At 45.8% G+C, this 26,351-nt stretch carries 25 protein-coding genes and 3 pseudogenes; 18 read left to right on the top strand and 10 right to left on the bottom strand.

The window, feature by feature from the left end:
• From DBX26_RS11665 to glgC, 15 genes are all read left to right on the top strand, one after another.
• Entirely contained in the window at positions 1 to 327 is a 327-nt protein-coding gene (locus DBX26_RS11665; protein WP_103201371.1) for a plasmid-related protein, read from the top strand.
• A 15-nt stretch (positions 328 to 342) separates the two neighbouring features.
• Positions 343 to 762 carry a single-stranded DNA-binding protein gene (locus DBX26_RS11660; protein WP_012368368.1) on the top strand — a complete coding sequence of 140 codons (420 nt, stop codon included), beginning with the start codon at positions 343 to 345 and terminating at the stop codon, positions 760 to 762.
• Between the two features lie 79 nt (positions 763 to 841).
• The gene (gene bet, locus DBX26_RS11655) at positions 842 to 1,660 is read left to right on the top strand and encodes a phage recombination protein Bet (RefSeq protein WP_103201370.1); all 819 of its coding nucleotides are present in this window, start codon (positions 842 to 844) and stop codon (positions 1,658 to 1,660) included.
• A gap of 82 nt (positions 1,661 to 1,742) precedes the next feature.
• A complete protein-coding gene (locus DBX26_RS25475) occupies positions 1,743 to 1,886 on the top strand; it encodes a hypothetical protein (RefSeq protein ID WP_015066581.1) in 144 nt (47 codons plus the stop codon).
• Positions 1,887 to 1,946: 60 nt separating this feature from the next.
• Positions 1,947 to 2,963, top strand: coding sequence for a YqaJ viral recombinase family protein (locus DBX26_RS11650; protein ID WP_004249381.1), 1,017 nt, complete (start codon positions 1,947 to 1,949; stop codon positions 2,961 to 2,963).
• Between the two features lie 209 nt (positions 2,964 to 3,172).
• On the top strand, positions 3,173 to 4,132 hold the full coding sequence (locus DBX26_RS11645; RefSeq protein WP_103201369.1) for an AAA family ATPase: 960 nt from the start codon (positions 3,173 to 3,175) through the stop codon (positions 4,130 to 4,132).
• Complete coding sequence (locus DBX26_RS11640; protein WP_118119239.1) at positions 4,132 to 4,899, top strand: hypothetical protein; 768 nt, start codon at positions 4,132 to 4,134, stop codon at positions 4,897 to 4,899. Before DBX26_RS11645 ends, DBX26_RS11640 begins: the two co-directional genes overlap by 1 nt.
• Positions 4,900 to 4,997: 98 nt before the next feature.
• Positions 4,998 to 5,951: a DUF3150 domain-containing protein gene (locus DBX26_RS11635; RefSeq protein WP_118119237.1), complete on the top strand. Its 954-nt coding sequence runs from the start codon at positions 4,998 to 5,000 to the stop codon at positions 5,949 to 5,951.
• Positions 5,952 to 6,012: 61 nt separating this feature from the next.
• A complete protein-coding gene (locus DBX26_RS11630; protein WP_007104987.1) occupies positions 6,013 to 6,453 on the top strand; it encodes a hypothetical protein in 441 nt (146 codons plus the stop codon).
• A gap of 69 nt (positions 6,454 to 6,522) precedes the next feature.
• Positions 6,523 to 8,178 (top strand): VWA domain-containing protein, encoded by a 1,656-nt coding sequence (locus DBX26_RS11625; RefSeq protein ID WP_118119235.1) that lies wholly within the window; start codon positions 6,523 to 6,525, stop codon positions 8,176 to 8,178.
• Positions 8,179 to 8,262: 84 nt separating this feature from the next.
• Positions 8,263 to 8,760 carry a DNA repair protein RadC gene (gene radC, locus DBX26_RS11620; RefSeq protein WP_000797298.1) on the top strand — a complete coding sequence of 166 codons (498 nt, stop codon included), beginning with the start codon at positions 8,263 to 8,265 and terminating at the stop codon, positions 8,758 to 8,760.
• A complete protein-coding gene (locus DBX26_RS11615; protein WP_104975174.1) occupies positions 8,760 to 9,101 on the top strand; it encodes a plasmid-related protein in 342 nt (113 codons plus the stop codon). Before radC ends, DBX26_RS11615 begins: the two co-directional genes overlap by 1 nt.
• A 91-nt stretch (positions 9,102 to 9,192) precedes the next feature.
• Positions 9,193 to 10,266 carry a primase-helicase zinc-binding domain-containing protein gene (locus DBX26_RS11610; protein ID WP_104975175.1) on the top strand — a complete coding sequence of 358 codons (1,074 nt, stop codon included), beginning with the start codon at positions 9,193 to 9,195 and terminating at the stop codon, positions 10,264 to 10,266.
• An 88-nt stretch (positions 10,267 to 10,354) separates the two neighbouring features.
• On the top strand, positions 10,355 to 11,062 hold the full coding sequence (locus DBX26_RS11605; RefSeq protein WP_005398010.1) for a hypothetical protein: 708 nt from the start codon (positions 10,355 to 10,357) through the stop codon (positions 11,060 to 11,062).
• Between the two features lie 317 nt (positions 11,063 to 11,379).
• On the top strand, positions 11,380 to 12,636 hold the full coding sequence (glgC, locus tag DBX26_RS11600) for a glucose-1-phosphate adenylyltransferase (protein WP_005391618.1): 1,257 nt from the start codon (positions 11,380 to 11,382) through the stop codon (positions 12,634 to 12,636).
• Between the two features lie 550 nt (positions 12,637 to 13,186).
• Here glgC and DBX26_RS11595 read toward each other — a convergent pair.
• The gene (locus DBX26_RS11595) at positions 13,187 to 14,542 is read right to left on the bottom strand and encodes an FAD/NAD(P)-binding oxidoreductase (protein WP_118119233.1); all 1,356 of its coding nucleotides are present in this window, start codon (positions 14,540 to 14,542) and stop codon (positions 13,187 to 13,189) included.
• On the opposite strand from DBX26_RS11595, the pseudogene DBX26_RS25660 reads away from it, so the two are divergent.
• Positions 14,478 to 14,660: pseudogene (locus tag DBX26_RS25660) on the top strand (DUF6444 domain-containing protein); the annotation flags it as partial. The gene DBX26_RS11595 and the pseudogene DBX26_RS25660 overlap by 65 nt on opposite strands.
• Positions 14,661 to 14,776: 116 nt before the next feature.
• Positions 14,777 to 15,883: an IS66 family transposase gene (locus DBX26_RS11590; protein ID WP_254063479.1), complete on the top strand. Its 1,107-nt coding sequence runs from the start codon at positions 14,777 to 14,779 to the stop codon at positions 15,881 to 15,883.
• 29 nt (positions 15,884 to 15,912) lie between these two features.
• Here the strand turns inward: DBX26_RS11590 and DBX26_RS11585 are convergent.
• The 9 genes and pseudogenes from DBX26_RS11585 to ltrA form a co-directional block, all read right to left on the bottom strand.
• Positions 15,913 to 16,245, bottom strand: a pseudogene (locus DBX26_RS11585) (SPFH/Band 7/PHB domain protein); the annotation flags it as partial.
• A 72-nt stretch (positions 16,246 to 16,317) separates the two neighbouring features.
• The gene (locus tag DBX26_RS11580) at positions 16,318 to 17,916 is read right to left on the bottom strand and encodes an IS66 family transposase (RefSeq protein WP_118119231.1); all 1,599 of its coding nucleotides are present in this window, start codon (positions 17,914 to 17,916) and stop codon (positions 16,318 to 16,320) included.
• A 115-nt stretch (positions 17,917 to 18,031) separates the two neighbouring features.
• Positions 18,032 to 18,358 carry an IS66 family insertion sequence element accessory protein TnpB gene (gene tnpB / locus DBX26_RS11575; protein WP_102969848.1) on the bottom strand — a complete coding sequence of 109 codons (327 nt, stop codon included), beginning with the start codon at positions 18,356 to 18,358 and terminating at the stop codon, positions 18,032 to 18,034.
• Positions 18,355 to 18,729 (bottom strand): hypothetical protein, encoded by a 375-nt coding sequence (locus tag DBX26_RS11570; protein ID WP_020433901.1) that lies wholly within the window; start codon positions 18,727 to 18,729, stop codon positions 18,355 to 18,357. The genes tnpB and DBX26_RS11570 overlap by 4 nt, the downstream gene beginning before the upstream one ends.
• Before the next feature lie 273 nt (positions 18,730 to 19,002).
• The gene (gene bcsG, locus DBX26_RS11565) at positions 19,003 to 20,628 is read right to left on the bottom strand and encodes a cellulose biosynthesis protein BcsG (protein ID WP_118119229.1); all 1,626 of its coding nucleotides are present in this window, start codon (positions 20,626 to 20,628) and stop codon (positions 19,003 to 19,005) included.
• Positions 20,628 to 20,804, bottom strand: coding sequence for a hypothetical protein (locus DBX26_RS25470; protein WP_020840228.1), 177 nt, complete (start codon positions 20,802 to 20,804; stop codon positions 20,628 to 20,630). The genes bcsG and DBX26_RS25470 overlap by 1 nt, the downstream gene beginning before the upstream one ends.
• Positions 20,801 to 22,384 (bottom strand): cellulose biosynthesis protein BcsE, encoded by a 1,584-nt coding sequence (bcsE, locus tag DBX26_RS11560; protein ID WP_118119227.1) that lies wholly within the window; start codon positions 22,382 to 22,384, stop codon positions 20,801 to 20,803. The genes DBX26_RS25470 and bcsE overlap by 4 nt, the downstream gene beginning before the upstream one ends.
• A gap of 314 nt (positions 22,385 to 22,698) precedes the next feature.
• Positions 22,699 to 23,172 (bottom strand): annotated as a pseudogene (locus tag DBX26_RS11555) (IS3 family transposase); the annotation flags it as partial.
• 68 nt (positions 23,173 to 23,240) lie between these two features.
• On the bottom strand, positions 23,241 to 24,764 hold the full coding sequence (ltrA, locus tag DBX26_RS11550; RefSeq protein ID WP_118119225.1) for a group II intron reverse transcriptase/maturase: 1,524 nt from the start codon (positions 24,762 to 24,764) through the stop codon (positions 23,241 to 23,243).
• Positions 24,765 to 24,945: 181 nt separating this feature from the next.
• Here ltrA and DBX26_RS11545 point away from each other — a divergent pair.
• A protein-coding gene (locus DBX26_RS11545) for an IS3 family transposase (RefSeq protein ID WP_115389043.1) occupies positions 24,946 to 26,069 on the top strand; the annotation gives its coding sequence in 2 pieces (ribosomal slippage) (positions 24,946 to 25,198 and positions 25,198 to 26,069; 1,125 coding nt in all).
• The last annotated feature ends 282 nt before the right edge of the window (positions 26,070 to 26,351 follow it).

Below are 26,351 nucleotides of genomic sequence, written 5' to 3'. Positions count from 1 at the left end.
ATGGAATATATCTTCGGATTTATTATCCAAATCGCAGGCATTATGTTGCTTGCAAAACTGAGCTGGTCGCTTTTGCGATTGTTTGCTCGTCAAAGCGTGCGCCCGTTGCGATTTGTACTTACTCAAATCAAGCGATTGCTCACACCAACACCAAAACGTCGTCCAATGGCAGTGCCTAAAGCTCCTGGTATGCCCCGTTTGACATCTGCGTTTTACAAAGAGCCACATCCGTACGACATGGCTTTACTCGAAATACCAACCTATCTGCGCCGTCAGTCTTCTTTGCCCAGCCGGGCAGAAACGACTGTGTGCACAGAGTTCAACTAAGTCGAGGAGAACATCATGAAAAACCAAGTAACACTCATAGGCTATGTTGGCTCTGAGCCAGAGACGCGAGCCTATCCATCAGGTGATTTAGTGACCAGTATTTCACTGGCCACTTCTGAGAAATGGCGCGACCGTCAATCCAATGAGCTCAAAGAGCATACGGAATGGCATCGGGTCGTTTTTCGAGATCGTGGTGGATTTAAGTTAGGGCTAAGAGCAAAAGATTTGATCCAAAAAGGAGCGAAGCTTTTTGTTCAAGGGCCTCAGCGCACGCGCTCATGGGAGAAAGATGGCATTAAGCATCGATTGACCGAAGTGGACGCGGACGAGTTTCTGCTTCTTGATAGTGTGAACAAAGCATCTGAGCCATCACCGGCGGATGATGCGAGCTCCCAAGCTAATTGGGCACAAACATATCCTGAACCAGATTTTTAACCGAGCAAAAACGCTTTAACCCAGCCGGGAGTACTTTCCCGTCAGGGGCAGACTCCCACTTTGATTGTCGGAGTCCACAATGGAAAAACCAAAGCTAATTCAACGCTTTGCTGAGCGCTTTAGTGTCGATCCAAACAAGTTGTTCGATACCCTAAAAGCAACAGCATTCAAGCAACGTGACGGTAGTGCACCGACCAATGAGCAGATGATGGCGCTCTTGGTGGTTGCAGATCAGTACGGCTTGAACCCTTTCACCAAAGAGATTTTTGCGTTCCCTGATAAACAAGCTGGGATTATTCCAGTGGTAGGTGTCGATGGATGGTCTCGCATCATTAATCAACACGACCAGTTTGATGGCATGGAGTTTAAGACTTCAGAAAACAAAGTCTCCCTGGATGGCGCGAAAGAATGCCCGGAATGGATGGAATGCATCATCTATCGGCGCGACCGTTCGCACCCAGTCAAAATCACTGAATACCTGGATGAAGTCTATCGACCGCCTTTTGAAGGTAACGGCAAAAATGGCCCTTACCGGGTAGATGGTCCATGGCAGACGCACACTAAGCGAATGCTAAGACATAAATCCATGATCCAGTGTTCCCGCATTGCGTTTGGCTTTGTGGGAATTTTCGATCAAGACGAAGCGGAGCGAATTATCGAAGGCCAAGCAACACACGTTGTTGAGCCATCGGTGATTCCACCCGAGCAAGTTGATGATCGAACCCGAGGGCTTGTTTACAAGCTTATCGAGCGGGCGGAAGCTTCAAACGCTTGGAATAGTGCATTGGAATATGCCAATGAACATTTTCAAGGTGTTGAACTGACGTTTGCGAAACAAGAAATAATTAATGCACAGCAACAAGCAGCCAAAGCGCTCACACAGCCTTTAGCTTCTTAGCGCCACGCATTCATTTTACTAACCCTGGCGGGATTATTCTCCCGTCAGGGGGAAGGTCTCGTCTTTTTATTGGAGATCTTCCATGACTAAATCAGCCTCACTTTTTCGCTTGGTATTGGTTGTTGCCCTTGTCTTAGGTTCGATTCAAGCCGGTAAAGCGGCAATTGATTCGGTTCAAGCAAGTGTTGTTCAGCACCAAACAGCGTTAGCACAAGCTGCAAAGTAACCACTTAACCCTGAAGGGGAGTTCTCTCCTTCAGGGGAGTCTCCCTTCAAAGGAGGCAATATGAAGGTTATCGACCTATCACAACGTACTCCTGCATGGCACCAGTGGCGCATTGCAGGGGTTACGGCATCTGAAGCCCCAATTATTATGGGGCGTTCACCCTACAAAACACCTTGGCGATTATGGGCAGAAAAAACCGGATTCGTATTACCGGAAGACCTATCGAATAATCCAAATGTGCTTCGAGGTATACGGTTGGAGCCTCAAGCAAGGCGAGCATTTGAGAATGCGCATAATGACTTTCTTCTGCCGTTATGTGCAGAAGCCGATCATAACGCAATCTTTCGAGCCAGCTTTGATGGCATCAACGATGCGGGCGAACCTGTTGAACTGAAATGTCCTTGCCAGTCAGTTTTTGAGGATGTGCAAGCTCACCGAGAACAAAGTGAGGCGTACCAGTTGTATTGGGTGCAAGTACAGCACCAAATACTGGTCGCCAATAGCACGCGTGGTTGGTTGGTATTCTATTTTGAGGATCAACTGATTGAGTTTGAAATACAACGAGACGCGGCGTTCTTAACTGAGTTGCAAGAAACAGCGCTTCAGTTTTGGGAGTTAGTACAGACCAAAAAAGAACCGTCAAAATGCCCTGAGCAAGATTGTTTTGTTCCCAAGGGTGAAGCCCAATACCGTTGGACATCGCTATCACGGCAGTATTGCTCAGCACATGCCGAAGTGGTCCGACTGGAAAACCACATTAAATCTTTGAAAGAGGAAATGCGAGAAGCTCAGTCGAAATTGGTCGCTATGATGGGTAACTACGCTCATGCCGACTATGCTGGGGTCAAACTCAGCCGCTACATGATGGCAGGTACGGTGGACTATAAGCAATTGGCCACCGATAAGTTAGGCGAGCTGGATGAACAGGTTTTAGCTGCTTACCGAAAAGCGCCACAAGAGCGGTTGCGCATTAGCACCAATAAGCCAGAGCAGCCCGTTGAAACACCAATCAAAATCAGCCTTGAGCAAGAGAACTTGGTTCTGCCAGGTGACTCGCCGAGCTCATTTTACTTTTAACGTTCACTTGGAGCCGATTTCGGCTCCTTTCTCATGCGCTTATATCGAGTGCATCAGAAAGCAGTTTCACTCGTAGCCAATGCTGGGTACGAATGATAGAGCGAGCTGAACTCTTACATACACAGCCATACCACGATCAACACACCACCCGACGGGGACTTCATTCCCTGTTGGGGCATGGGGCCTCGTCAAAACTGATGAGGTTTACCATGACTGAACAATCCCCATTTTTGGTTCAAGTGAATCAAGCGTTTAATGTCCCGGCTCCTGATGCTTTCGTTCTGGAAGGATTTAGTGCCGACACTACCCATCCAAACATTCCCGTTCGCAAGGACGAGTATGTTTTTAGAAAAGAAGACTTACGTGACGTATTGGCGTTCTTGTCTAACCCAGACGGTGACGGTTTGTATATTACAGGCCCCACAGGATGCGGTAAGACCTCGCTAATTTGCCAAGTTGCTTCTCGATTGAATTGGCCTGTTCAGCAAATTACTGCGCATGGTCGATTGGAGTTGTCCGATCTTATCGGTCACCACACGCTGGTTAATGGCAACATGACCTTTGTGTATGGACCGCTAGCACTGGCTGTAAAGCATGGCCATTTGCTGATCATTAATGAAATGGATCTTGCTGAGCCTGCTGAACTGGCTGGACTCAATGACATTTTGGAAGGTGCCCCGTTGGTCATCGCACAAAATGGCGGTGAGATCATCATGCCACATGCCAAGTTTCGTTTTATCGCAACCGGCAACAGTGCGGGCAGCGGTGACCAAACGGGCTTGTATCAAGGTGTGCTCCAACAGAATTTGGCTTTTCTTGATCGCTTTAGAATCATCGAAGCGACCTATGCAGAGTCTTCTGTAGAGGAAGCCATTCTGGAGAACGTTGCGCCGGGCTTGCCAGAAGTCTTTCGCCAAAAAATGGTGAAAGTGGCTGGTGACATTCGTCGTCTCTTTATTGGGGGCGCGGATGGCGGTGCTGAGCTTAGTATCACCATGTCCACTCGGACATTGGTGCGCTGGGCAAAGTTAACACTTGCTTTTAAAGGCGCTCCTAACGCAGTGGAATATGCACTGGTGCGGTCTTTGACGGCTCGTGCTGAGTTGGAGCAACGAGAAGCCATTCACCGTATTGCCGCTGATGTCTTCGGTGACCACTGGGAGGATTGATGATGGAAAAGTGCTTTGCTCTTTACCGTTACAGTCATTCTGATGGGACAGCCAAAGAATGGGCCATTTACGTTGGATCAGATACCCAGGAGATTGAAGTTCGGTTTGGAAAAGCCGGTCAATTGTCGCAGCAGCGATTGATTGACTCGACTGATCCTAAGGCTGAAGCAGACCGAAGAATCAATGAGAAAATCAACAAGGGTTATCGATTGGTTGGACAAGTCGGCATTGATCATCAAGGGCGGCCATTTGAACTCTCAAATGCGCTAGATAGTGTCGCGTGCGCCAATAACGTCAGTTGGGAGTTTCGTACTCGCAAGGACGTCAATGGCCAAATATCGCTGGCGCAAAAAGCGTTGTTCGATATGGCAAAGCTGCTTGAAGCCTATGGCTTGGCTGTTATTGATGATAACCAGGTCAGGATTGGAGAATGGTCATTAGGGTTTTGCAAAAGCGGATTACCTAGTACCAATCAAATCAGCATGGTGTCAGGTGAAGGCGCTGGCATTGTTAACACTGATGATGGCCCGTGGCCATTGTTGCTGTTACTGGCCTTTAAGCGTCAATTACCACCTCTGTGTTCGCTCACAGTAGCGAGTCCTGAAGGGATAGAAGTATCCGACCAACTGAAGTTGGAAAAAGATGTATTGCGGTTACTAGGCAGTGATTTAGAGCGGGTTCGCCCGATTGCTGAAGCACTGGACTTAATGCCTGCGAAAATCGATCTCAACCAATCGTCGCCTGATTCGCAAAATTACTATTTCTGATAGTGATGTTGCCATTAGCGCGTCAACTACTACCACCCAAATGGGGGCCATTGCTCCTGTTGGGAGTGGTGCGTCCCCATCTCACATGAGGATGCACTATGAGTATTCAAACCCTCGACAAACTTTTGATTTGTCACATCGACTGTTCCATCTGGAGCGGTAGAAAAAAACTAAGGCCTGAAGATTTCAGACTAGCCAATGGCAGCCAACTTCCACCGAAGGATGTTGCCAGCTTAGGGAGTAAAAAAATTTGCGACCCTGAGGCATTGGCGAACTTTGAAAGGCTTAAGAAAGAAGCGCAGCGCTTGTGTGAGCAAGTCGGTGTGCGGTTTTTAGGTGGCTATGCCGTCCCTGAAGACCGAATTGATCAGATTGTTCCAGAGCTTGACCGGATCGGTCAGGAGTTTGCGCAGTGCAAGCAGTTGTTCTTGGACAACTATGATCAGGTGACGTTTGACTGGGTTGCAAAACACCCGGAATTTGCAGATGCAATCCGACGTGCATTATCACCCATCGAAGACGTGGAACAACGGCTTCAGTTCGATTATGCCATTTATCGAATGCAACCGGCTGAACAAGGTGGTGGCTTAGATGACAAGGTCAATGGCATGGGACACACCCTCTTTAGGGAGGTGGCTCGTGATGCCAATGAACTGTTTGAGCGTTCCGTTGCAGGTAAGAATCAAATCAGTCAGCGTGCCCTTAATCCTTTCAAACGGTTAAGAGACAAGTTGGATGGTTTGTCATTCCTGGATCATCGAGTTCAACCGATGGTTGAAGCGATGGACAATTTATTTGTTCGTCTGCCGAAGACCGGCCCTGTGACAGACAATCTCTATCACGAACTGATGGCGACCATTTTAATTTTGTCTGATCCAGACAAGATGAGAATGCACGGTGAAGGCCAATTGGATATCAGGCAACTGATGCCCAAACCAGAACCTAAACCCGCACAGCCAGTATCTGCTCAGGCAGATAACTTGCGTGCAATACCCCAACCAACCGTCAGACCAAACCTTGGTTCGACTGTACCAAACTCATTTTATTTTTAACGTCCTTGAGGGCATGTTGCCCTGAAGGGCGCATGTCCTCTGAACTATGTAAGAGGAAATTATGCAATCAACCATCCATAACCCCAGCCAACTGAACCAGTTTGAACCGCATTTTCGTGGTGTGACTGATGCGGTTGAAAGTGAATCGATACCAGAAGTGGCGTGTTGTCGAACGTTAGTACAACGGTCGTACTCAACACATAGTGTCGTGATCCCCAAGAACCCTGTGCTGATCGCAGATGCGGACGCACAAGGAGCTTGGGTAACGGCCATGGTATTTGTTCCAAACATGGCATTGCAGCAAACCGCTTATGAGCGGGCCTGGCTGCAATATCAACACGAGGTGTCTACTCAGTTACAAGACCAGTACGGTCTGACATTGGATGACATCCTGAGTTTAGACCAGCTTAAAACGTCATTTGAGCAGCACGAGAGTCCAGCTCAATTGGTGGCTTGGTTAGGTCAAAAATACGACCTAGATAAGCTAAAAGCACAGGTTTAAACACCCACATTCCCAGCGGGGAAACGCTCCCGCTGAGGGAGTATTCCCCCTAATGATTAGGAGACTCCCATGAATCATCCATTAAAAAACGCACTGCCAATCGTTGCCGCCGCTTATGGCGAAAAGTTTGGTGTGAAGGTGCTTATTCAAGGACAAGATGCGTTTACCGATGGTGAGCGGATTGTGATCCCAACAGCAAACCCAGACGACCCACACTATCAACAGATAGCCTGGGGTTATCTGGCTCATGAAGCGGCGCATATTCGGCATACTAATTTTGACATGGTGCAGAAGGCGTCGTCCAAACCGATCCGTAAGGCACTTCTCAATATCATTGAGGACGTTCGCATTGAAAACGAATTGGCAAAGGATTACCCCGGAACCCGGCGCAGTATTTCGCAAGTGATTGAGTACATGGTGGACACACAGCAAATGTGTGTACCTGAAAAGCTTGAGCCTGCATCTAACTTGCAAGCATGGTTGTTGTTTCGCTTGAGATGCCACTTTCTGGGTCAGAAAGCGCTGACGCCTTTGTATCAAGCGGTTGATGAAAGAGTGAGACAACTCTTTCCTGCCGCAGCGATGAGCCGGTTAAGCGCCATGCTGACAGCAGTGCCTAGCTTAGGGTCTACAGGTGAAGTGCTGAAACTTGTCGATGCCATCGTTGCCATGTTGGAAGAAGAATCTCGTCCACCACAGGATGAGTCGGATGCTGATAGCGGTAATGACATTGGACAAGATGCGAGTAATGACAGCAATAACAGTAGTGACAGTCAAACCCCAGAAACAGATTCGTCTGCAACGGGGGATGCCGCTGAAACGGGGGATTCTGATAACGCTGATCAAGCTGACAATTTGCGACAAGCCTTAGAGGCCAGTGCCGCTCAGTTTGAACCCGATACCTTTGCCCAAGTGGCAGAAGTGTTGTCGGAACAAGCTGAAGGACATCAGGGCGTCAAACCACTCAGTTTGCCTCAAGCAGAGCAGGCTATGTTGGGTGATGAGGCTATCTTGACCTTATCGGCGTCTGAGTCGGCTCAAATTCGAGCCCGGCTTAGAGGTATGGTTCAGTCCAGTCAGGACAATCGGAATCATGCCAAACGGCACGGTCTTCGAGTTGCAACCCATCGTCTAGCCGCTTCACAAGCAGGTGAGTCGAGATTGTTTATTCAAAGGCAGCCGCGCATTGCGCCTAATGCTGCTGTGCACTTGCTGGTCGATATATCGGGTTCAATGGGTAAACCCATTGGCGAAGGTAATCGAAAGTACTTTCATGTTGCCAATGAAGCCGCTTTGGCTTTGGCCATGGCACTGGAAGGCATACCGGGTGTTGTACCTGCGGTCAGTTATTTTCCTGGTATTCATCAGGAAGTTTCTATCGCGTTATTGCCCAAGCAATCGGTTCGACATCGGGCCGCCTGTTTTGACCAAAAACCACGAGGTTGTACGCCTATGGCACAAGCAATGTGGTTTGCGGCAAACAGTTTGTTAGCGCAAAAACAGAAGCGAAAGCTAATGATAGTGCTAACGGATGGTGACCCAGATGATTGGGCTGCCACGCATGACATTGTTGACCGGTGCAGACGCAGTGGCTTTGAGCTGCTGGGGATCGGGATTCAAACACGCAGTGTTGAGAAATTCTTTCCTCAAAGCATTGTGATTAACGATGTCAAAGATCTGAAGCGTGAGTTATTCGAAGTAACACAACAACTGTTAATTCAGTAACCACATCAATTTTACCACCCTGCGGGGACGATTCCGTCCCCGTCTGGGCATGGGTTCGTCTCCGCTTTTTTTTGGGAGACTCCTATGAAAAACAGAAAATTCTTAGCTGGCGAAGAAGCCGGTACTTATATCGTTCCTGAGCAAGTGACTGAAGCGGATATCTTAGATATGGCGCTCAAGCTTGCCCGTGGTCGATTGAGTAAAGGTCGCAAAATTGAACAGCCATCGTCGGCGTTCTCATACCTGCAAACACTGATGCACGAGTATGAGCACGAAGTCTTTGGTGTGCTGTTTCTTGATACAAAGCATCGCGTCATTCGATTTGAAGAGCTGTTCAAAGGCACTTTAGATGCGGCGAGCGTGTATCCAAGGGAAGTAACAAAGCGGGCGTTGGAACTTAATGCGGCAGCAGTGATACTGGTTCATAACCATCCATCGGGTGATCCTGAACCCAGTGAAGCTGATAAACGCATTACTCATCGACTTCGTGACGCCTTGTCACTTGTTGATATTCGAACGCTTGACCATGTTGTGGTCGCATCCGAGGGCTGCGTTTCGCTTGCCGAACGCGGTTATCTTTGATGAATGGGCGCATTGCCCATTCTCCTACATCACAAAAGCAGTCCCATCAGCACACATCATCACAGCTCGAATTTCTATTTGAGTTTGATGATGCCCCAGTCACTTGGTCTGACACGGAAATCTGGCAGTTACGCGAAGGCATTCTATTGGATGCGATCCGTGTATTGCTGGACGGTCGTGTCAGTACTCGATTGCGAAAGGATGTGTTGTCGTGGATTCAAAATGACGAATTAACGCCATTTTGCTTTCGTGTTTGCGCGATGGCTGCGGTTGTCGATCATGATGTGCTTCGTGATTCCATCATGTGGCTATTAAGACGACATGGTATCCAGCTTGACTAACGTTCCTGCATTAACCAAACGGCTCAATGCAGGACCCAAGCTGACTTTTACCACCTGTGGTAGGAGTCGGCTTTTTACTTAAGGAGGTTATATGGCGATACCTTTACAGATTGAAACAGTGAGGCCATATCTTAATGGTCAATGGCTTCAGGTATTGGCGGCATTGGTGCCAGAACTTGATGCCGCTATTGCTCGAAAAGGCCGTCATGTGGCTTGCCCTGTTCATGGCGGTCGTGATGGCTTTAGGCTGTTCAAAGATGCTGAATATACCGGAGGTGGCGTTTGTAATACCTGCGGGATCTTTCATGATGGTTTTGAACTGTTGTCTTGGATTAATGGATGGAACTTTGCTCAGTCTGTTGAAGCAATAGGCCAGGTTCTTGGTATTCAACCCGGACAAATACAAGCAACTACTCGGGCAATACCGAGCAACGCTGTTGATAGGAAGGCTAGAAAGCAGGAAGAGGACAAAGCGATTATCCATCGCTTGAATCAAACCTGGGGAGAAACGTTTTCTCTTGCAGATACTCGTGCGCAACCAGTTTGGAACTACTTGCATCGTCGTGGCATTGTGACGCGGCTTCGTCCTGAATGGGATTCGGTGCTGAGGTTTCATCCAAGCTTGCCTTACCATGATGAAGATGGTCTGTTTATCGATAGCTACCCAGCGCTGCTAGGTAAAATCGTTACTCAGCAAGGGCGTTCGGCCACGTTTCATCGGATCTACCTAAGTGAAGATGGATTCAAAGCGCCGGTTGAAAAGCCTAAAAAGATGATGCCGATACCAAGTGACAGAACAATCACAGGTGGTGCCATTCCGATAGGTGAGCCTGGTGAAGTACTAGGTGTTTCTGAAGGTATAGAAACGGCCCTAGCGGTAACCAGAGCAACGGGGCAAACATGTTGGTCGGTTGTGAATGCAACGCTACTGGCTAGGTTTGAACCACCAAGTAATGTGAAAATGCTGTACATCTGGGCAGACCACGATCTCTCTGAGACCGGCCTGAATGCAGCGAATGAACTCAAGAAAAAAGCCTGGCAAAAAGGCATTCTGACACAAGTCTTGATCCCTCCGATACCAACGTCACTCGGCGTGAAAAGTTGGGATTGGAATGATGTGCTGAATGTTTACGGTGCCATGGGGTTTCCGAAAGTTCATATCTGATCCAAGGGGCTTCGGCCCCTTTTTTGCGCCTTGCATATTTGAAAAAACATGGAGAATGAAAAAAAGATAACCAATAGGAGAAACAAACATGATGGTATTAACCCTGTTAACAAAGCAGATTGATGGTGAGTTTACGGTTTACTGGAAGACCGGCCTTCGAAGAGGTGGTGAGCTAAAGGTCGATTTAGGTGAGCAATACGACAAGCTACCTGAGCAGCAAAAGCCAATTGCAGCTGAGGTTTATGCTATTCATCACCTACTGTCAGTGAAAGAGGTGATGGGGAGTAACCGAAGCGGTAATGGGCTTCAAATCCGAGTCAGTAAAGGAGCTATCAAAAAGTTACAGAAACAACGCTCATCTCAGCATTCACTTTACAGCCTGACCAGGTTCTTGCTCACCCGTTACCAAGAAGCACAGATCTCGGTAGAGAAGCGGGACGATTGGCTCTCACATTCCTTCGAAGAATACAGCGTCGATAATGCTACAGTGAGAGAAATCGATGAGGTCATCAACGTTCCGAACATTGGACCTGTCGTGGTGACTCGTCACGCGCTAGAACGATTCGTGGAACGGCTTTCAGACGGCGTACCTAAGCATCCTTGGAAGGCTTTGTGCATTAAGCTGCTATGCCCAAGGCTAACTAAAACTCAGTTGCCAGAAAACGTCGCTATCCAAAAAGCAAAAAAATATGCTCAAGAGGCTGAGTTCTGGCAGCATCTTGGTAGCAAAATGCACTTTGTTATGATTCCGGGTGACTCAATGAAAACGTTGGTTACGGTTTTCGCAGTTAAGTGAGCTAAAGTAGTATTCGCACTTCATGAATATCACTTATGTGCCAAAAGCTGGCCTTCACACAAAAGCTGGCCTTCAGCGTAACTCGTTTCTGCCCCAAACCTTTCTAGCACAAGGATCAGGACTCATTTCTTTTGTCATAAATTGACCTATTTTTGGTAATGCTAAAAGTGGCGACGATACTGGTAGCTATTCAAGTAATGATGCCTAACTTCAGTCACAGTTTATTCAACAATTACCCTATATAATAACTTGAATATAATCAATACACTGCTCTGATTATAACTACAAGTATATAATTCGCCCCCATGGAGGTCTCTATGCCCCAGAATTATGATAGACATATCAGTAATTTGACCAAAGACACTTACGCTTTGATATTGGCTGGTGGTCGAGGTAGTCGTTTATTTGAACTCACCGATCTTCGAGCAAAACCTGCTGTATATTTTGGTGGTAAGTTTCGTATTATCGATTTTCCACTATCAAACTGTTTCAATTCAGGTATTGACCGCGTAGGTATCGCAACACAATACAAGTCGCACTCGTTGATCCGTCACATTAGCCGCGGTTGGGTAAGCCTTAGAGCTCAACAATTTGTTGAAATTTTACCTGCTTCACAACGAACGGGCGATGACTGGTATGCTGGCACAGCGGATGCGGTATATCAAAATATTGATATAATTCGTTCACATAGACCCAAGTACATTCTAATTCTGTCTGGTGACCATGTATATCGTATGGACTACGGCACTCTACTAGCGGAGCATGTGGCAAATAACGCAGATATGACAGTCTGTTGCCTAGAAGTTGATACTGAAGAAGCTGCAGGTAGCTTTGGTGTTCTAACCGTAGATTCCAAAAACAAAATAGTAGCTTTTGATGAGAAACCAGCTCAACCTAATGAAATTCCGAATAAACCGAATAAGTGTTTGGCTTCAATGGGCAATTATTTATTCAATGCTGATTTTCTTTTTGACCAGTTATTAAAAGATGTGGATGTCCAAGGATCCACCCGCGATTTTGGCCACGATATCATTCCTTCAATCATTAATGAGAGTAATGTTTTTGCGTACTCTTTCAAAGATCCAGACAGTGAAAGTCAGCCCTACTGGCGTGACGTGGGTACACTTGACTCATTTTGGGAAGCCAATATGGAACTTGTTACACCTAAACCACAACTTGACCTTTATGATAAAGACTGGCCGATTTGGACATATCAAGAACAGCTTCCACCTGCTAAATTCATTTTTGATAACGATGAACGCCGTGGTATGGCCGTAGATTCAACGGTTTCTGGAGGGTGCATTATTTCTGGTTCAACTATTAGAAAATCATTGTTGTATTCAAGTGTCCATGCCCACTCATACAGTCTTATTGAAGAGTCAGTATTGTTGCATGGCAGTCACGTTGGTGAACACGCTAAACTGAAGAGAGTTATCCTTGACAGTGATTGTTGTGTCCCGGCCGGCTTGAGCATTGGCTATGATAAGGAACAGGATGAAGCCAATGGTTTTCGTGTTACAGAAAAAGGAATTACCCTAGTGACTAAAACTATGCTGGAAAATCTTGCTAAATAAACGTACTGAACAACTTTTTCTCGAAATACGAGTCAAAGGCATCGCAATGGCGATAAATATGGCAAGCGAGTACAACTAGTCTGACACCCAAATTATGGTCTTATCTTCACCACTCGGAGATAAGATCACGTTTCACCTGAATATATGCCCTGCGGCTAACAATTTTTTCATCAGCAGAAATCGAGAAATTGGTATGTTAAAAAGTGAACCTTATGTACTAGTAGGGCAGCGCAACTCAAAGCTGCCCCATTATTGGTTTCGTCTAACAAATTTGCGATTTCAATCAGTCGCAATTTACCCAAATATAACTCATGTGACGTTAATAATAGTTATGCGGTGAGAGTGAAATTTTAATTGGATTGGTAAGTCGCTTCGGGACAAAACCGTTTTAGAGTAATCAATTAATTTAGAAAAAATAGTGAAGTGTTCCACCCTGCTGGTACAGCTCAGTAAGATGAAATCCGTGAACTATACACAACAGAACCACTAAAAAAGTATAACCTCTGTCATTGTACCTACCCATAAAGCACCACCTATCATTTAAAGATGACTAGATCGGTGTATAGCCTTTTAACATCACATCATAAACTGGCCTCAGAAGCGTTTCTTCAAAACGCCACGCAATCACACTTTCATCAAGTGGATCAACGACTTCAAAAGGTAGCGCAGTTACCGGCTGCAAAGCATAATTAAATTCCCACAACATTGCATGACCGACATCCAAAATCATTGGACAAGAAGTATAACCATCCCATTTGGCGGTTAACGACTGCCCTTTGATTAAACTACATAAATTCACCGCCACTACTGGAAGTTGGGATTTAACTGATGCCGCTGTTTTACCAATTGGCGTACCGACACAATCACCAATACCAAATACATTGGGGTAATGGTTATGCTGCATGGTGAAATTATCAACATCCAAATATCCGTGAAAATCTTTATTGTCGGCTAGCGCAGAATCGCGAATAACCTTTGGTGGTGTCATCGGCGGCACTACATGAATAAAATCCCAGTTAATGCGTTGGCTTGAACCATCTGACTGAGTAAAAACTGCCGATTTATTGCTACTATCAATAGCGGTGAGCACCTGCTCATAATTCGGTTCGATTTGTCGTTTTTTCCAAATTTCTTTTAATTTGTCATTAAACACCTCAACAGCAAAAAGACTATTTTCTGACGTATAGTAGTTGAAGGTAAATTCGTTTCTTCGCCCACTTTGAGCGGCAAAATATTCAACTAAGTTTGTGGCTTTCATTGGTGCACCAGCGCATTTCATCGAACCAACTGGACGGGTAAACACCGCCTGACCATTCCCAGGGTTATCTACAAACTGCCGAGCCTGCTTATAACTCGCTAGACCAGCTTCTGGACTGTAATAGATACTAGCGATTCCACCTTTTCGTATTAAGTCAGTGTCCATTCCTTCGATAAGATCATAGCGTAACTCAATACCAGTAGAAACAATCAAATAGTCATAGGCGACTTTTTCGCCGCCATCAGTTATCACTGTGTTCATATCTGGTTGAAATTCAACCACAGAACCGCGTTTCCAGTTTATCTGGCTATCTACATAACGATCCAAGGGAGTAACAACATCATTTTTACTATTATAAGAGCCAGCAAGAAGTAATGTTTGTCCAGGCTGATACCAATGGAAATCGCGTGGCTCAATAACCGTAATATGCGCGCCATTAAGCTTGCGTAACAACATGTTAGCAATGCCAATTCCTCCGGCGTAACTATTCACCCAGGAGCTATTGACAGCAAATTTATGTGACTGAGTTAACTTGATCCCACATTCAACTTGAGTGATCTTTTTGTGGTGGCAATCTGGAGGTATGAATAAGAAAACATTACCTCCACCGCCAGATTTCGATTCGCCTGAAGAGGCGAAAGATATCATCCACTTTTTATGGAATAAGTTGGCTGAGCTTGAAGATAGGCTAAACCAAAATAGTCGCAACTCTTCTGTGCCATCATCTCAACAACCCCTGCATAATAAAGCTAAGAATACTTCGCCAAATCGGAAGAAATCTGGAAAAAAGCAAGGAGCTCAACCAGGTCATAAAGGCCATCGCCGACTGCTTCACCCTGTTGAAGACAGTGCCTCGGTTGAGCAATACTTACCGAATAAGATATGCCACTGCGGTGGGTGGTTATTCCAAATCGAAAACCTTATAAACGACACCAAATCTTTGACTTGCCAGATATCTCATACACGCTTGTTGAACATCAAATTTTTAAAGGCGAGTGCTCATGGTGTGGTGATAAGCATCAAGCGGAGCTTCCAGAGTCTGTGCCCGATGTTCAAATGGGGCCAAATCTACATAGCTTTATCGCAATCCAAGCGACGCAGCACCACCAAAGCATAGGTAAAATACAATCTATGCTGAAAGACGTCTTCCAGCTTAACTTCTCAACAGGTGCAATATCAGCGGCGCAAGGACGAGTCACTGAATACTTAGCTGATACTCATACTCAAATCCATGACACAGTAAAAGCATCTAAACTGATTATGGCTGATGAGACTTCACATCAGCGCAATAATGATAAACGCTGGATGTGGGCCGCACTCAGCAATAACGTAGCCTTTTTCCAAATTAACAGCGGAAGAAACCAACATGCTGCCAAACGACTACTTGGTGAAGCGGTTTCACACCTTTTAGTGACTGACCAATATTCTGCCTACAAATATATCGACGAATCTAAGCGCCAATTATGCTGGGCTCACATATTAAGGAACGTCATCGCTATCGAGGAAAGCGTTTGTCCTGAAAACCAAAAAATCGGAGAAAAACTCGCTTTAATCGCTCATAGCGTATTCAGGTGTCATCACCGATATATCGAAGAAGAAATTACCGAAAGCCAATATTACCGCCGACTCAGGCGGTTACGAAAGAGCTGGCTTCATTGGCTCAAATTGGGTAGTTATCAATGCTCAAAACGATATCGAGGTAGATGTCGAAATCTCATCGCTGATGATGCTATGGTCTGGCGGTTTATGGACGACTCCGAGTGCCCGTTAACAAACAACGCAGCGGAGCGAGTTCTCCGTAATTACATACTGATGAGGAAGTGTTGTTACGTGACTCGCTCATATCGAGGCGACCAGTTCCGCGAACGAATGTTCTCGCTGATAGAAACAGCCAAACTTCAGCAGGTCTCTGCTTATAAATGGCTGCGTGAAATCGTCGAACATCACATGTTGAAAGTTGATTATCAGGCGCCAGTATTTTTAGCGTAAACCGTCGTCAATAGCTCGTGGGTGAATAGTTACCCCGCAACGGAGCCCATGAGTCCGGTTGCTTCCAAAGGTAGCATAATGATTTTTCCGTTTTCAGCTTGACCAATACTCTTGAGAGCTTCTGTGTAGCCTTGCGCGATGAAGTAATTAACGGCTTGCATATCGCCTTTTGCGATGGCTTCGGAAACCATGTAAGTCGCTTTTGCTTCCGCTTGAGCAGCACGCTCACGCGCTTCAGCATGGAGGATAGCAGACTGTTTTTCACCTTCTGCTTTTAAAATCTGCGATTGTTTGTGACCTTCTGCTTTGAGGATTTCTGCCTGACGGACACCTTCAGCCTCGAGAATTTCAGCACGTTTATTGTGAGCTTACGAGAAGATAGTGTACATAGGTATTAAGAAGCGGCTCTGGCCGAAAGCCAGAGCCTGTTTTGATTAGATATTGGACTGATAATTCCAGGGCAAGAACTGTTGTGGATTAGCCTTAACTTCACTTTCCATTCGCTGTACCGTATTAAAGTAATCCAGCACATTTATACCCGCTTCGGCTGATGTCGCTATCATCGCCATGATCACATCCGCAATGCTCGCACCAGCCTGTGTTTTATGGAACAGGGCATTTTTTCGGTTGCGAGCAACTAGCTTGAGTGCTTGCTCCGCTCGGTTATTATCCAGCTGTGCTCCCTCGAGACGGCAGAAGGCGGTCAGCCCCTCATAATGCTTAGTAAAATAATTAATTGCTTTACCAAGCCCGCTGTTTTCTTCTGTATTTCCCCTGTTCAGCTCGGCCTGACCCCAGTTTCGGATCTGCTCCATTACCGGAAGTGATAGCTTTTTATGCCAAGCTAACCGTTGCCCCGCGTTAAGTCCTAGCTCCCTGGCTTCATCATCGTGTCGCCAGATTTCACCATACCACTGTAGTACTTGCTCCACTTCATCTGGAAACTGATTAAGGACTTCGGCAAACTGCCGTCGTCCGTGACTGTTGCACAGACTGTGTTCGACCACGTAATCAAGCGATGGGCGGTTGCTGGATAAGGCATCACTCATCAATATCGGGGGCGCGAGTGTCCGGCCACGGTCATGTAAAATCTCGTCGATGAACTCGCCGGCATGACCGATATTGGTCTGATACAACACGACAGTACGACCCTCTTTTAAGCCCGCGACTAAACCGGAGCTGTAAACACCACTGCGCTCTCGGGTTTTTGTTCCATTTCTCTGCGGCTTTTCTATCGGGACTTTGTCTAAAATTCGGTTGGTCGTGTCATCTAAATAATAGTGCTCTGCGTTTGCGGCAAACACTCTTAACAAGTTATAAATGGGTTGCAAGCTATTGGCGACTAACTCGACTTGGTCAAAGATGGTTGAGGCGGTCAGTTTAATCCCCATCAGCGCTTGCGTACTCTCCTGACGATGGTAGGGTGCACCTGCAAGAAACTTGTGAAGAGCCATCAGGCTGCGGGCACTGTAACCATACTTCTGGCTTGGCTCTCCATCATTTATCACGTCATTAGGTAACTTGGCAGTGAAGTACTGACCACAGGCATTGCAACGTAGCCGCTCCATAACGTGTTGCTCTGGGACGAACGGACTTCGCCCAGTGATCCGCAACAGCGTAGCGGGCTCGTATTTATATAACTTGCCTTTTTGACACTCGGGGCAACTATCGCCTTTCTTTAGATCGTCCAGTTTATGCTGAGTGACTTTCGGTTTCACTGGTGGTGTGCTGGGTTGGGTATTTTTAGGCTTAGGACGTTTTTGACCGCGGTTTTTGTTTTTCTTATTTTTCTGGCCGAGTAGAGTGTCCATCGTTTCAGATGACTTGACCATGCCAACCAACTTACGCAATTTATGCAGGGTGATATCGTTGTCAGACAGACGCTCTTGCAAGGCAGCCAGCGTCTTTAATGCCTTCAACAAGATGTGGCAATCTTCCGCACTCAGTGCTAAGTCGTGCTCCTTTGCCTCGTGCACTCGCTGGATAAGCCCGTCCAGCTCTTCGCTGTCAATATCGGTAAAGTCTTGCGCCATTTAAGTTCCTGTCGGCTGGCTTGCAGTGCAGATGCGCTCAATTATTCCAGCATTGTGGGATCGGTCAACATGATCGTGAGGATCGATAACTTAAAGGGGAATAGTGTGCGTACGGTCATACTTTTTGCCAGCCAGGCAGCCCCACCAACAGAGCTTTAAGCTGCTTCGCGGCGACAGGGGTCACCCCATCTTGGTGATGACGGGGCCAATCTTGAAAGCGGCCTTTGCTCAGGCGTTTATTGATTAACCAGAAGCCAGAGCCGTCATAACATAATGCTCTAAGCATGGTTTGACGGCGGTTGGTAAACACAAACAGGGTTCCGCTACGAGGCGACTGTTTTAGCTGATGACGACACAGGGCGGCGAGTCCATCAATACCACAGCGAAAATCGGCTGGTTGAGTCGCAAGCAGGATTTTACTCCCAGCAGTCAGGTGGATCATTTTACTTCTCCTGCTTCTTGTATCAGAGCTCGCAATAAGTCAGGAGAGACAAGGCCGCTGATACGGATCTGACTTGAATTAGGAAGAGTGAGCTGAAGGCTCAGGTCTGATTTAGGTAGTAAATCAGGCTCTATCTGTAACGGAACAAAATCAGGAGCGGACGACTTAACGGGAAGTTGCTTGCGCCAGTCATTGAGCTGGGTGGTGCAGATCCGTAGTGCTTTGGTCACGTGACTGATCGGATATTCTTCAAGCAGCTTGAGTGCTAAGCAGCGTAGTTCATCGGGGATACTGGCATGTTTATTAATGCGGGTTTGTCGCCAGTGCTCAAAGTCAGCAGTGGCCTGAATCAGGTTTTTCTGGTTTTGCATGGTGCCTTCCTTATATTGGATAAGCACTTAGTAAACCAGAGCTGGCGAGTTAAGTTGAGCTATGCTGCCGTAAGCTCACGAAAATACCGATAGTGATCAGTGAATCGATAGGCATGATTTATTCCCTTGAGTGCATAATAACTGATTCATTTTCACGCATTTTGGGGTTGTAGACAATCGAAGATGTTGAGAAGAAGCGATAGCGGGGCGATTTTAGGCAAAACAAAGGCCGGAAATTCCGGCCTTAGGCAGCATCGTATGGTTTAGTTGGGACTACTTTGTTGGGTATTCAATCCAACTAGAACCATCAAGAGAAACATAATACTTCCCTTGTACTTCAATCACAGTAGAACCGGAGTTCTGCGCGACAATGCGTGTTTCTGGTAGATTCTCCGTCAATATTGAAGGGCTAAACGTCTTACTTTGATAAATGTTTTTATCCAGAATATTCGACACGAGCTGTGACAACGCCAGATAGCTAGATGGCGCATTGACGTGTTCTGTGCTGCCCTGACGTTGAATTCCTTCTCCGAAGATTTTAATTCCTACCGGGGTGTGAACGATCGTTGGCGCAGGAATTTCTCGCATACCTGAAATTTGCATTCGGTCTCCTCGCATACCACCACCATGTTCCGGTACCAAGGCCACAACAATGTTGCGCTTTGAGGACTCTAAGGTTTTAAAGAACGCATAGAGATCATCAAGCAAATTCTTAAGGCGCATTTTGTAGCTAGCAATGGATGTGCTTGAATTCGTATTGATGATCCGGTTGCCATCGTGCAGTGAAATTGAGTTGTAGAGTGCCACGACTTTGTCGTCACTACTGTTAAGTCTTTGCAGCCACCAGTTATCCAGTACTTGCTTATCGCGGAAGATCGAAGAGCCATCAAAAGATTTTTGGTAAGGAGCCAAACCTTCTTGAGACATAAGAGCCGCTTGTAAGTCGCCGTCTTTCTTGATCAATTCAAGGAAGCTATCGAAGACACCATTGTGGTTCATCAGTAAATTTTCTTTGAAGCCTAGCTCTTTCAAACTTTCGAACAAGTAGCACTGTTTTGAAGGTGCGGGTTGGAACAGTTGACTGTGTTCCTGTTGACCGCAATTGGCTCGTAGTAGACGAATGACCGCAGGCCCGCTGTATGACGTAGCGGAACTAAAATTGTCGAACATGATGTCAAACTCTTTGAACAGAGGATGATCGGCCAGTCCTGCAATTTCGATGTCATCCCACGCGACCGAACAAATACTCAAGAACAACAAATCAAAAGGAGCATCCATTGCGCTGCTGGTATCGAATATCACACGTCGAGAAGCTTCTTTAGAAAAGAAATCTGCAGTTAACGTGTTGAGACTTGCATCGTTAATTTCCGTTATTTGAGGTTGTTTGCTAGCAGTAACCTCGGTTGGTGGCTGTTGTTGAGTTACTTCTGCAGCCACTGTTGTCGGAAGTTCCGTCGTCATTGGCATACTTATATAGATCATAGCAATAACCACAAAGACTGAAACTCTAACGAACTTGCTCAAAATAAAGTACGCACCACACAAAGCGAGCAATCCGAGAATTGCTTGGAATGATAAAAATCGTCCCAAAAGTTCGACCAGATAACTCAATTCAAACTGCATTAATTGTCCCGCTTGAGCCCAAAGACGGTCTAGCGGAGGGAGATAAGAATCGTAATGCAAGAGCCACGCTGCGGCGACAAATACAACGATATGACGCACCGTATTTAGGCTTTTTATCGAGATTGGCAGCAGGATGAAGATCAACAGCGCAAAGTTTTCCATTGGGTGGAAATCGATGATTCCCTGAAAATAGAGCGCTATTTTTGCGATAAAGTAAATGTTCCACCAGCCCAATCCTATAGTGAAGGGGGTAGAGTCATGAGAATGCGATGTCATTACTTAAGCTTCTTGGTGTTAGTGGCTGATGTATCTAGCTCAAAATAGCGCGAGCGTTTTAAGTGCTTGTGGTAAAAGCGTGTGGTTGCGTTTACTAGGTCACGAAGAAAGTATCCTAGGAGTAGGCCAATACCTAAGCTGATACTCGCGGTCAGTAAAAAGTCGTTAATATTCATGAACTTTCCTTAAGATCAATGGCCTTTTTGACAGCAAACAAAGGGAGAACATCAACCATGGAATTGGTGGTGGTATGGAATATTTCCCTCTCTGTCGTCAAGGTTGAAACGTCATCGGATATGACGGCTTCATCTTGAACGATGAATTTTAGCTCTGTTTCGATATCTAATTGAGTATCAAACGTGTGAGTTGAGTGAAACAAGTCTCTCACTGGAAACTCAAATATATTGTTTAGTGCAATATCAATATCGCTTTGTCGAATAGCACTGAACAAGACATATAGAGCTTTTTTGCAGGCTGTCACAACGTCGCCATCTCTTCGAACATGGCAAAGACGTAAACATTCCTCTGCCGTCATGCCTGGCAATAAGTTCAGCTTGATGAGCGCAAAGTTCACACTTGAGTGTGTTGAATGGGAAATGACGTCAATACAGTATTGGTTAAAGTCCTGGTTTTGTAAGTAGCCTTTGCTACCAAACTTAAGGTCATACTTTAAGAGCGCCTCTAAACTGTCAGGAATTGGGCGTGTAAGCATTTGGCCTTGAATTGCTTCAACCTGAGTCATAAAGCGCATATGGGGGATCTGCGCATGTGAAATGAAGTTCGCCCCCGCGCGAAGTAAGAACTTTTCATCTGCATATCTCAGACATTGTTGGGTCTCCCTGACAATAATCTTTAGCTGACGACCATATGCGGACCTTAAACGGTAGCAATCTAACGCGATCTGTTGAACTTCGCTTTGGTTATCACAGCTGAAAACAATAGTTGAAGAGCGAGGGTTGTTTAACATCGCTATGAGTTCTTGATTACTCTCGGCCATACGCATCCCTTTTGGGGCTTTCTCGTTTTCTCTGAAGGCTCTTCTACTGATATATATTCTATCACTATCCGATTTGTCTTCCGGTATGACACGAGATTGATGCGTTTCGTAAGGCGTTGCTTTTAGCTTCTTATCTTTAGTGCTAGAGAGAAGGTACTCGTCTTGGGAAATTACACCGTGTTTATTGGACCAAAAATCCACAAGATAGCAGTAGCGAGCGTCATCTAATGATGTCATGGTCGCCAAACCTGCAATGTATCTATTATGAGAAATCAGAATGGGCTTTAATAGTGAAGTCGTCAGATGCCCATATATACAAACACTAATAGTGAGTTTTTTATTATTTGCCAGTTCATTTAAGTTTTGTAGGAAAATACTTACAAAATAATCGTCACTTGATGATACCAGTGAATCTGGAACTACTAATATATATGTAGAGAGTTTCTTTATATTTGTTTGATGAATATCTTTTGCAAGCTTTATAGCGTTTGGCGCTTTATTTGTGAATTTGTGGCTAAGAAAAAAACACTGTTCAAGATAATTTTTAGATAAGTCATTGAATTTGCATAAGGCCTCATCATTCAATGCAGACAAAAAAGTTTCCTTGTCTGTAAAGCTTGCAAGTGAAGTGTTGTTATTTGCTGGTAGCGTACTGAACAAATAATCAATAACCATTTGCTTATGTGTAAATAAGTTTACATAAACAGAATTTATCTCTCGTTCAGAAGTAATTGCGGATAACCCGGAGATTGCTGACATCAAAAGGCCTTATAATCAATGGTTTACTGTTGTTGTGCGTTGTGGCTTACAATCCGCTGTATGCTAATCGTTACAATGTTACTTTTCTTGGCGACAAGAAAATGACGCCGAGATATTAAACGAAATTGATCAAAAATTAAAATAGTTATAGCATTGCTTCATATGATGTTTATAAGTTTAAACTCAATAATTTGCAAGTCTATGATTTACTAGTAAATTATTCTTTGTGCTTATATATCGTAAATGGATAATTACAAAGAAGTGGACCCCGCTGGTTGGACACATAAGCTAAATTCTTAAGTGGTTGACCCAGCTCATGCTGCGTATCTTTGCCTACCGAAGTAGGCCTCATCAGGAGTGAGGTTATTCAGTCCTTGATGGTTACGCTCTTCATTATAAAACACCATGTAGTTGCCGATTTCAAGCTCGGCTTCACGGGGCGTGGTATAAGCCTTTAAGTAAACCTCCTCATATTTCAGGCTTCGCCATAATCGCTCAATGAAAACATTGTCAACCCAGCGGCCTTTCCCGTCCATGCTTATACGTATGTCATGTTCAATTAACTTCTGTGTGAACTCTGTGCTGGTAAACTGGCTGCCTTGATCTGAGTTAAAGATATCAGGTGGCCCATAATGCTTCAGCGCTTCCTCAAGCGCTTCGATACAAAAACTCGTGTCCATGGTGTTGGATAGTCGCCAAGCCAGCACTTTGCGGCTATACCAGTCGATAATCGCAACGAGGTACAGGAACCCCTTCGCCATCGGGAGTAGAGTAAGAGACAGAGCGTAGTCGAACTATCTCTCTGCCTCTCCTCTCCGAACCGTACGTGCACCTTTCAGCGCATACGGCTCTCCGCTTAATCAAGGCCAACGGCCATAGTAACATCTGAGTATCTTGAAGTAACTGTGTTTCTGGCTTCCGTCAGAAGATAGGGATTGGTTGCTGGAAGACGCCACTTGAACGGCATCTTTTGGCTACTCACAAGCCGGAACAGGGAGATACCACACAGATGCCCCTGATTCGTTCTACCGAAGAGCACCCATGTTTTGGCCTTCTTCGGCTCCGGACGCTTACACCATTTCTTCAACAGTGCTTTGATACGACATTTATACTTGCTTGCCAACCAGAGTGCCAGTTTCCAAAACACCACTCTATCTATCCGACCATAAGTCATTGCAGTGAAGTCAGTGTGGCGATAGAACTGCGACCACCCACTGAGCTTCTGGTTTATCTTCTCAACCTTGTCTATCATGCTGCAACTAAAGTCCCCTGAAAGCTCTTTTACTAACGCATGAGTGAATGCTTTCGCCTTAACCTTTGGTATCGTGGTAACGACTCGCATGTTTCCTCTAGGACCACGTTTTCGGATAATCCGATGCCCCAAGAAGACGAAGCCATCGTTCACGTGTGTAATATGGGTTTTCTCCATATTCAGAGTGAGCTTTAACTTCCCCTCAAGGAACTGTCGACATTCGTCTCGGATATTTTCAGCATCTTGTTTTGTCCCTTTGACTATGAGAACAAAGTCATCGGCATAACGACAGTAGGCAGCCGCTGGTTGCCACTGCCAGTTATTCTCAATTGCTGAACGGCGTCCTATTTTTATGCTGTTGTTTAGATACCATCGGTCTTTGCGAGCTTTCTTACTCAGATAGCGTTGATGAAGATACTGATCGAACTCATTAAGCATGATATTCGACAATAATGGAGAGATGACGCCGCCCTGAGGTACACCCTGATGCGTTGCACAGAACAAGTTTCTCTCAACATGCCCTGACTTGATAAAACGCCAGAGTAAATCAAGAAAACCATTGCAGCTTATCCGCTTACGTACACACTTCATCAACAGTCTATGGTGTACGGTATCGAAGTAACTGGATAGGTCACCTTCGATTACCCATCGACCACGAGTGTCTGTACTGTCAGTGAGCTGTAATCTGACTGTGCGGATCGCATGGTGGACGCTGCGCTCTGGTCTGAAGCCATAAGATAATGAGTGGAAATCAGTTTCCCATATCGGCTCCATTGCCATCAGCATCGCCCGTTGGACTATGCGATCACGCAGGGTTGGAATGCCCAGCGGGCGTTGTTTCCCATTTGCTTTAGGTATATAGATGCGTCTAGCGGGCATAGGCTGGTAATTACCGGATTGTAGTTCCAGCCTGAGCTTGCGTAGATAGTCGCCCAATTTCCCTTGCAGATGATGTTTAGTTACACCATCCACTCCCGGTGTTCTGGCTCCTTTGGAAGAGAGTGTTTTCTCTGCTGCATGGTATAGCCAGTCAGGATGAGAGATTAGCCGAAGCAGGCGATTGACCCTACGGGTTTTATCGTCTGCTGTCCATGTTGCTAGCTTGTGCTGCATTTCACTGATTATCAAAGGTCTTCACCTTATTGCAGTCAGCTAGTTCGCTGACACAAGTTAATTAAGCTGTTCCCCTTCGCCATGTAATGGGCTTTCCCCATCCCAGACTACTACGAGAGAAGTGGTCCCCAATTTTCGGACATGACTTTAAGTGATTGATCTGTTTTGATAGTACCCAACAATACTGGAACAGATTATGACTAGAAAACGTAGAAACCACTCTCCTGAGTTCAAAGCTAAAGTGGCACTTGCTGCCGCCAAAGGTGATAAAACTGTTGCTGAGTTAGCGCAGAAGTACAACCTGCACCCTAACCAAATCTCAACATGGAAAAAAGAGTTGCTTGAAAATGCTGCCATGATTTTTGCTTCTGAAACTCAGTCGGGCAAGGACAGCTCCGAAGAAGTGGACAAACTCCACGCCAAGATCGGTCAATTGACCATGGAAAATGATTTTTTGGCCAAAGTGCTCGGTCGCTAGACCGAGCACAGCGAAAAAGTTCGCTGGATAAATCCACCCTGTTACCAATAAAGCGTCAGTGCGAGCTTCTTAATGTTGCTCGCTCTACGGCTTATTATCAGCCTGTCGGACTCTCTGTTGAAGAGATTGAATTACGTCGTATGATTGACGAAATCCACCTTCAATATCCGTTCATGGGCAGTAGGCGTATTCGAACCGAGCTGGCTAAAAAGGGCCACAACGTTAATCGCAAGCGTATTGTTCGGATCATGCGAGATATGGGCATTGGAGCGATTTATCCCAAGCCAAAAACAACACTGGCGAATAAAGCTCACAAGGTTTACCCCTACCTGTTACGTGATATTGAAGTCACTTACCCGAACCAAGCTTGGGCTATTGATATCACGTACATCCCAATGGCTAAAGGGTTCCTGTACCTAGTCGCCATTATCGACTGGTATAGCCGTAAAGTGTTGTCTTGGCGCTTATCGAACACCATGGATACAAGCTTTTGCATTGAGGCTCTTGAAGACGCGCTTCAACATTACGGGCCGCCTGATATCTTTAACTCCGATCAGGGTAGCCAGTTCACCAGTACTGACTTCACGGAGAAGTTACTTGACCACGGAGTACGGATCAGCATGGATGGAAAAGGTCGCTGGGTTGATAATGTCTTTATCGAACGACTATGGCGAAGCCTAAAATATGAGGAGGTTTATTTAAAAGCGTACACCACACCCCGAGAGGCAGAGCTTGAAATCGGTCACTACATGGTGTTTTATAATGAAGAGCGTAATCATCAAGGACTCAATGACCTCACTCCTGATGAAGTCTACTTCGGCAGACAAAGATACGCTGCATGAGCAAGATCAACCACTTAAGAAATTAGCTTATGTGTCCAACCATCGGGGTCCACTTCTGAGAACTCCGTCAGCCTGTTTGTCATCGGGGGCGTGCTCCCTTTACATTCAAACAGACCTTCCCCGGTTTACCTATCTGAACTCAACCATATTGGGGTGGATGCTGATCGCAGTCTTTAACCTTATCGTTCTGTAAGGTGATGATGCTAAGAAGTTGACTTGTGATAACACTTCTTTCCATTTCAGAGGCTTACATTTCCTCTTTAAATCGGTGTGTATTGACCA

This window comes from Vibrio sp. dhg (assembly GCF_003443775.1).
Taxonomy (GTDB): Bacteria; Pseudomonadota; Gammaproteobacteria; order Enterobacterales; family Vibrionaceae; genus Vibrio; species Vibrio natriegens.
This window is presented reverse-complemented; position numbering and strand designations above follow the sequence as displayed.

What these genes read in the sequence shown, in the direction of transcription:
- DBX26_RS11635 (WP_118119237.1), top strand. Translation starts at nt 4,998, where the DNA reads ATGAGTATTCAAACCCTCGACAAACTTTTGATTTGTCACATCGACTGT.
- DBX26_RS11605 (WP_005398010.1), top strand. Translation starts at nt 10,355, where the DNA reads ATGATGGTATTAACCCTGTTAACAAAGCAGATTGATGGTGAGTTTACG.
- tnpB (WP_102969848.1), bottom strand. Translation starts at nt 18,358, where the DNA reads ATGATCCACCTGACTGCTGGGAGTAAAATCCTGCTTGCGACTCAACCA.
- DBX26_RS11580 (WP_118119231.1), bottom strand. Translation starts at nt 17,916, where the DNA reads ATGGCGCAAGACTTTACCGATATTGACAGCGAAGAGCTGGACGGGCTT.
- DBX26_RS11610 (WP_104975175.1), top strand. Translation starts at nt 9,193, where the DNA reads ATGGCGATACCTTTACAGATTGAAACAGTGAGGCCATATCTTAATGGT.
- DBX26_RS11660 (WP_012368368.1), top strand. Translation starts at nt 343, where the DNA reads ATGAAAAACCAAGTAACACTCATAGGCTATGTTGGCTCTGAGCCAGAG.
- DBX26_RS11640 (WP_118119239.1), top strand. Translation starts at nt 4,132, where the DNA reads ATGATGGAAAAGTGCTTTGCTCTTTACCGTTACAGTCATTCTGATGGG.
- DBX26_RS25470 (WP_020840228.1), bottom strand. Translation starts at nt 20,804, where the DNA reads ATGAATATTAACGACTTTTTACTGACCGCGAGTATCAGCTTAGGTATT.
- bcsG (WP_118119229.1), bottom strand. Translation starts at nt 20,628, where the DNA reads ATGACATCGCATTCTCATGACTCTACCCCCTTCACTATAGGATTGGGC.
- DBX26_RS11630 (WP_007104987.1), top strand. Translation starts at nt 6,013, where the DNA reads ATGCAATCAACCATCCATAACCCCAGCCAACTGAACCAGTTTGAACCG.
- glgC (WP_005391618.1), top strand. Translation starts at nt 11,380, where the DNA reads ATGCCCCAGAATTATGATAGACATATCAGTAATTTGACCAAAGACACT.
- DBX26_RS11615 (WP_104975174.1), top strand. Translation starts at nt 8,760, where the DNA reads ATGAATGGGCGCATTGCCCATTCTCCTACATCACAAAAGCAGTCCCAT.
- radC (WP_000797298.1), top strand. Translation starts at nt 8,263, where the DNA reads ATGAAAAACAGAAAATTCTTAGCTGGCGAAGAAGCCGGTACTTATATC.
- DBX26_RS11570 (WP_020433901.1), bottom strand. Translation starts at nt 18,729, where the DNA reads ATGCAAAACCAGAAAAACCTGATTCAGGCCACTGCTGACTTTGAGCAC.
- DBX26_RS11590 (WP_254063479.1), top strand. Translation starts at nt 14,777, where the DNA reads ATGCCACTGCGGTGGGTGGTTATTCCAAATCGAAAACCTTATAAACGA.
- DBX26_RS11625 (WP_118119235.1), top strand. Translation starts at nt 6,523, where the DNA reads ATGAATCATCCATTAAAAAACGCACTGCCAATCGTTGCCGCCGCTTAT.
- DBX26_RS11645 (WP_103201369.1), top strand. Translation starts at nt 3,173, where the DNA reads ATGACTGAACAATCCCCATTTTTGGTTCAAGTGAATCAAGCGTTTAAT.
- DBX26_RS11595 (WP_118119233.1), bottom strand. Translation starts at nt 14,542, where the DNA reads ATGATATCTTTCGCCTCTTCAGGCGAATCGAAATCTGGCGGTGGAGGT.
- DBX26_RS25475 (WP_015066581.1), top strand. Translation starts at nt 1,743, where the DNA reads ATGACTAAATCAGCCTCACTTTTTCGCTTGGTATTGGTTGTTGCCCTT.
- bet (WP_103201370.1), top strand. Translation starts at nt 842, where the DNA reads ATGGAAAAACCAAAGCTAATTCAACGCTTTGCTGAGCGCTTTAGTGTC.
- DBX26_RS11650 (WP_004249381.1), top strand. Translation starts at nt 1,947, where the DNA reads ATGAAGGTTATCGACCTATCACAACGTACTCCTGCATGGCACCAGTGG.
- bcsE (WP_118119227.1), bottom strand. Translation starts at nt 22,384, where the DNA reads ATGTCAGCAATCTCCGGGTTATCCGCAATTACTTCTGAACGAGAGATA.
- DBX26_RS11665 (WP_103201371.1), top strand. Translation starts at nt 1, where the DNA reads ATGGAATATATCTTCGGATTTATTATCCAAATCGCAGGCATTATGTTG.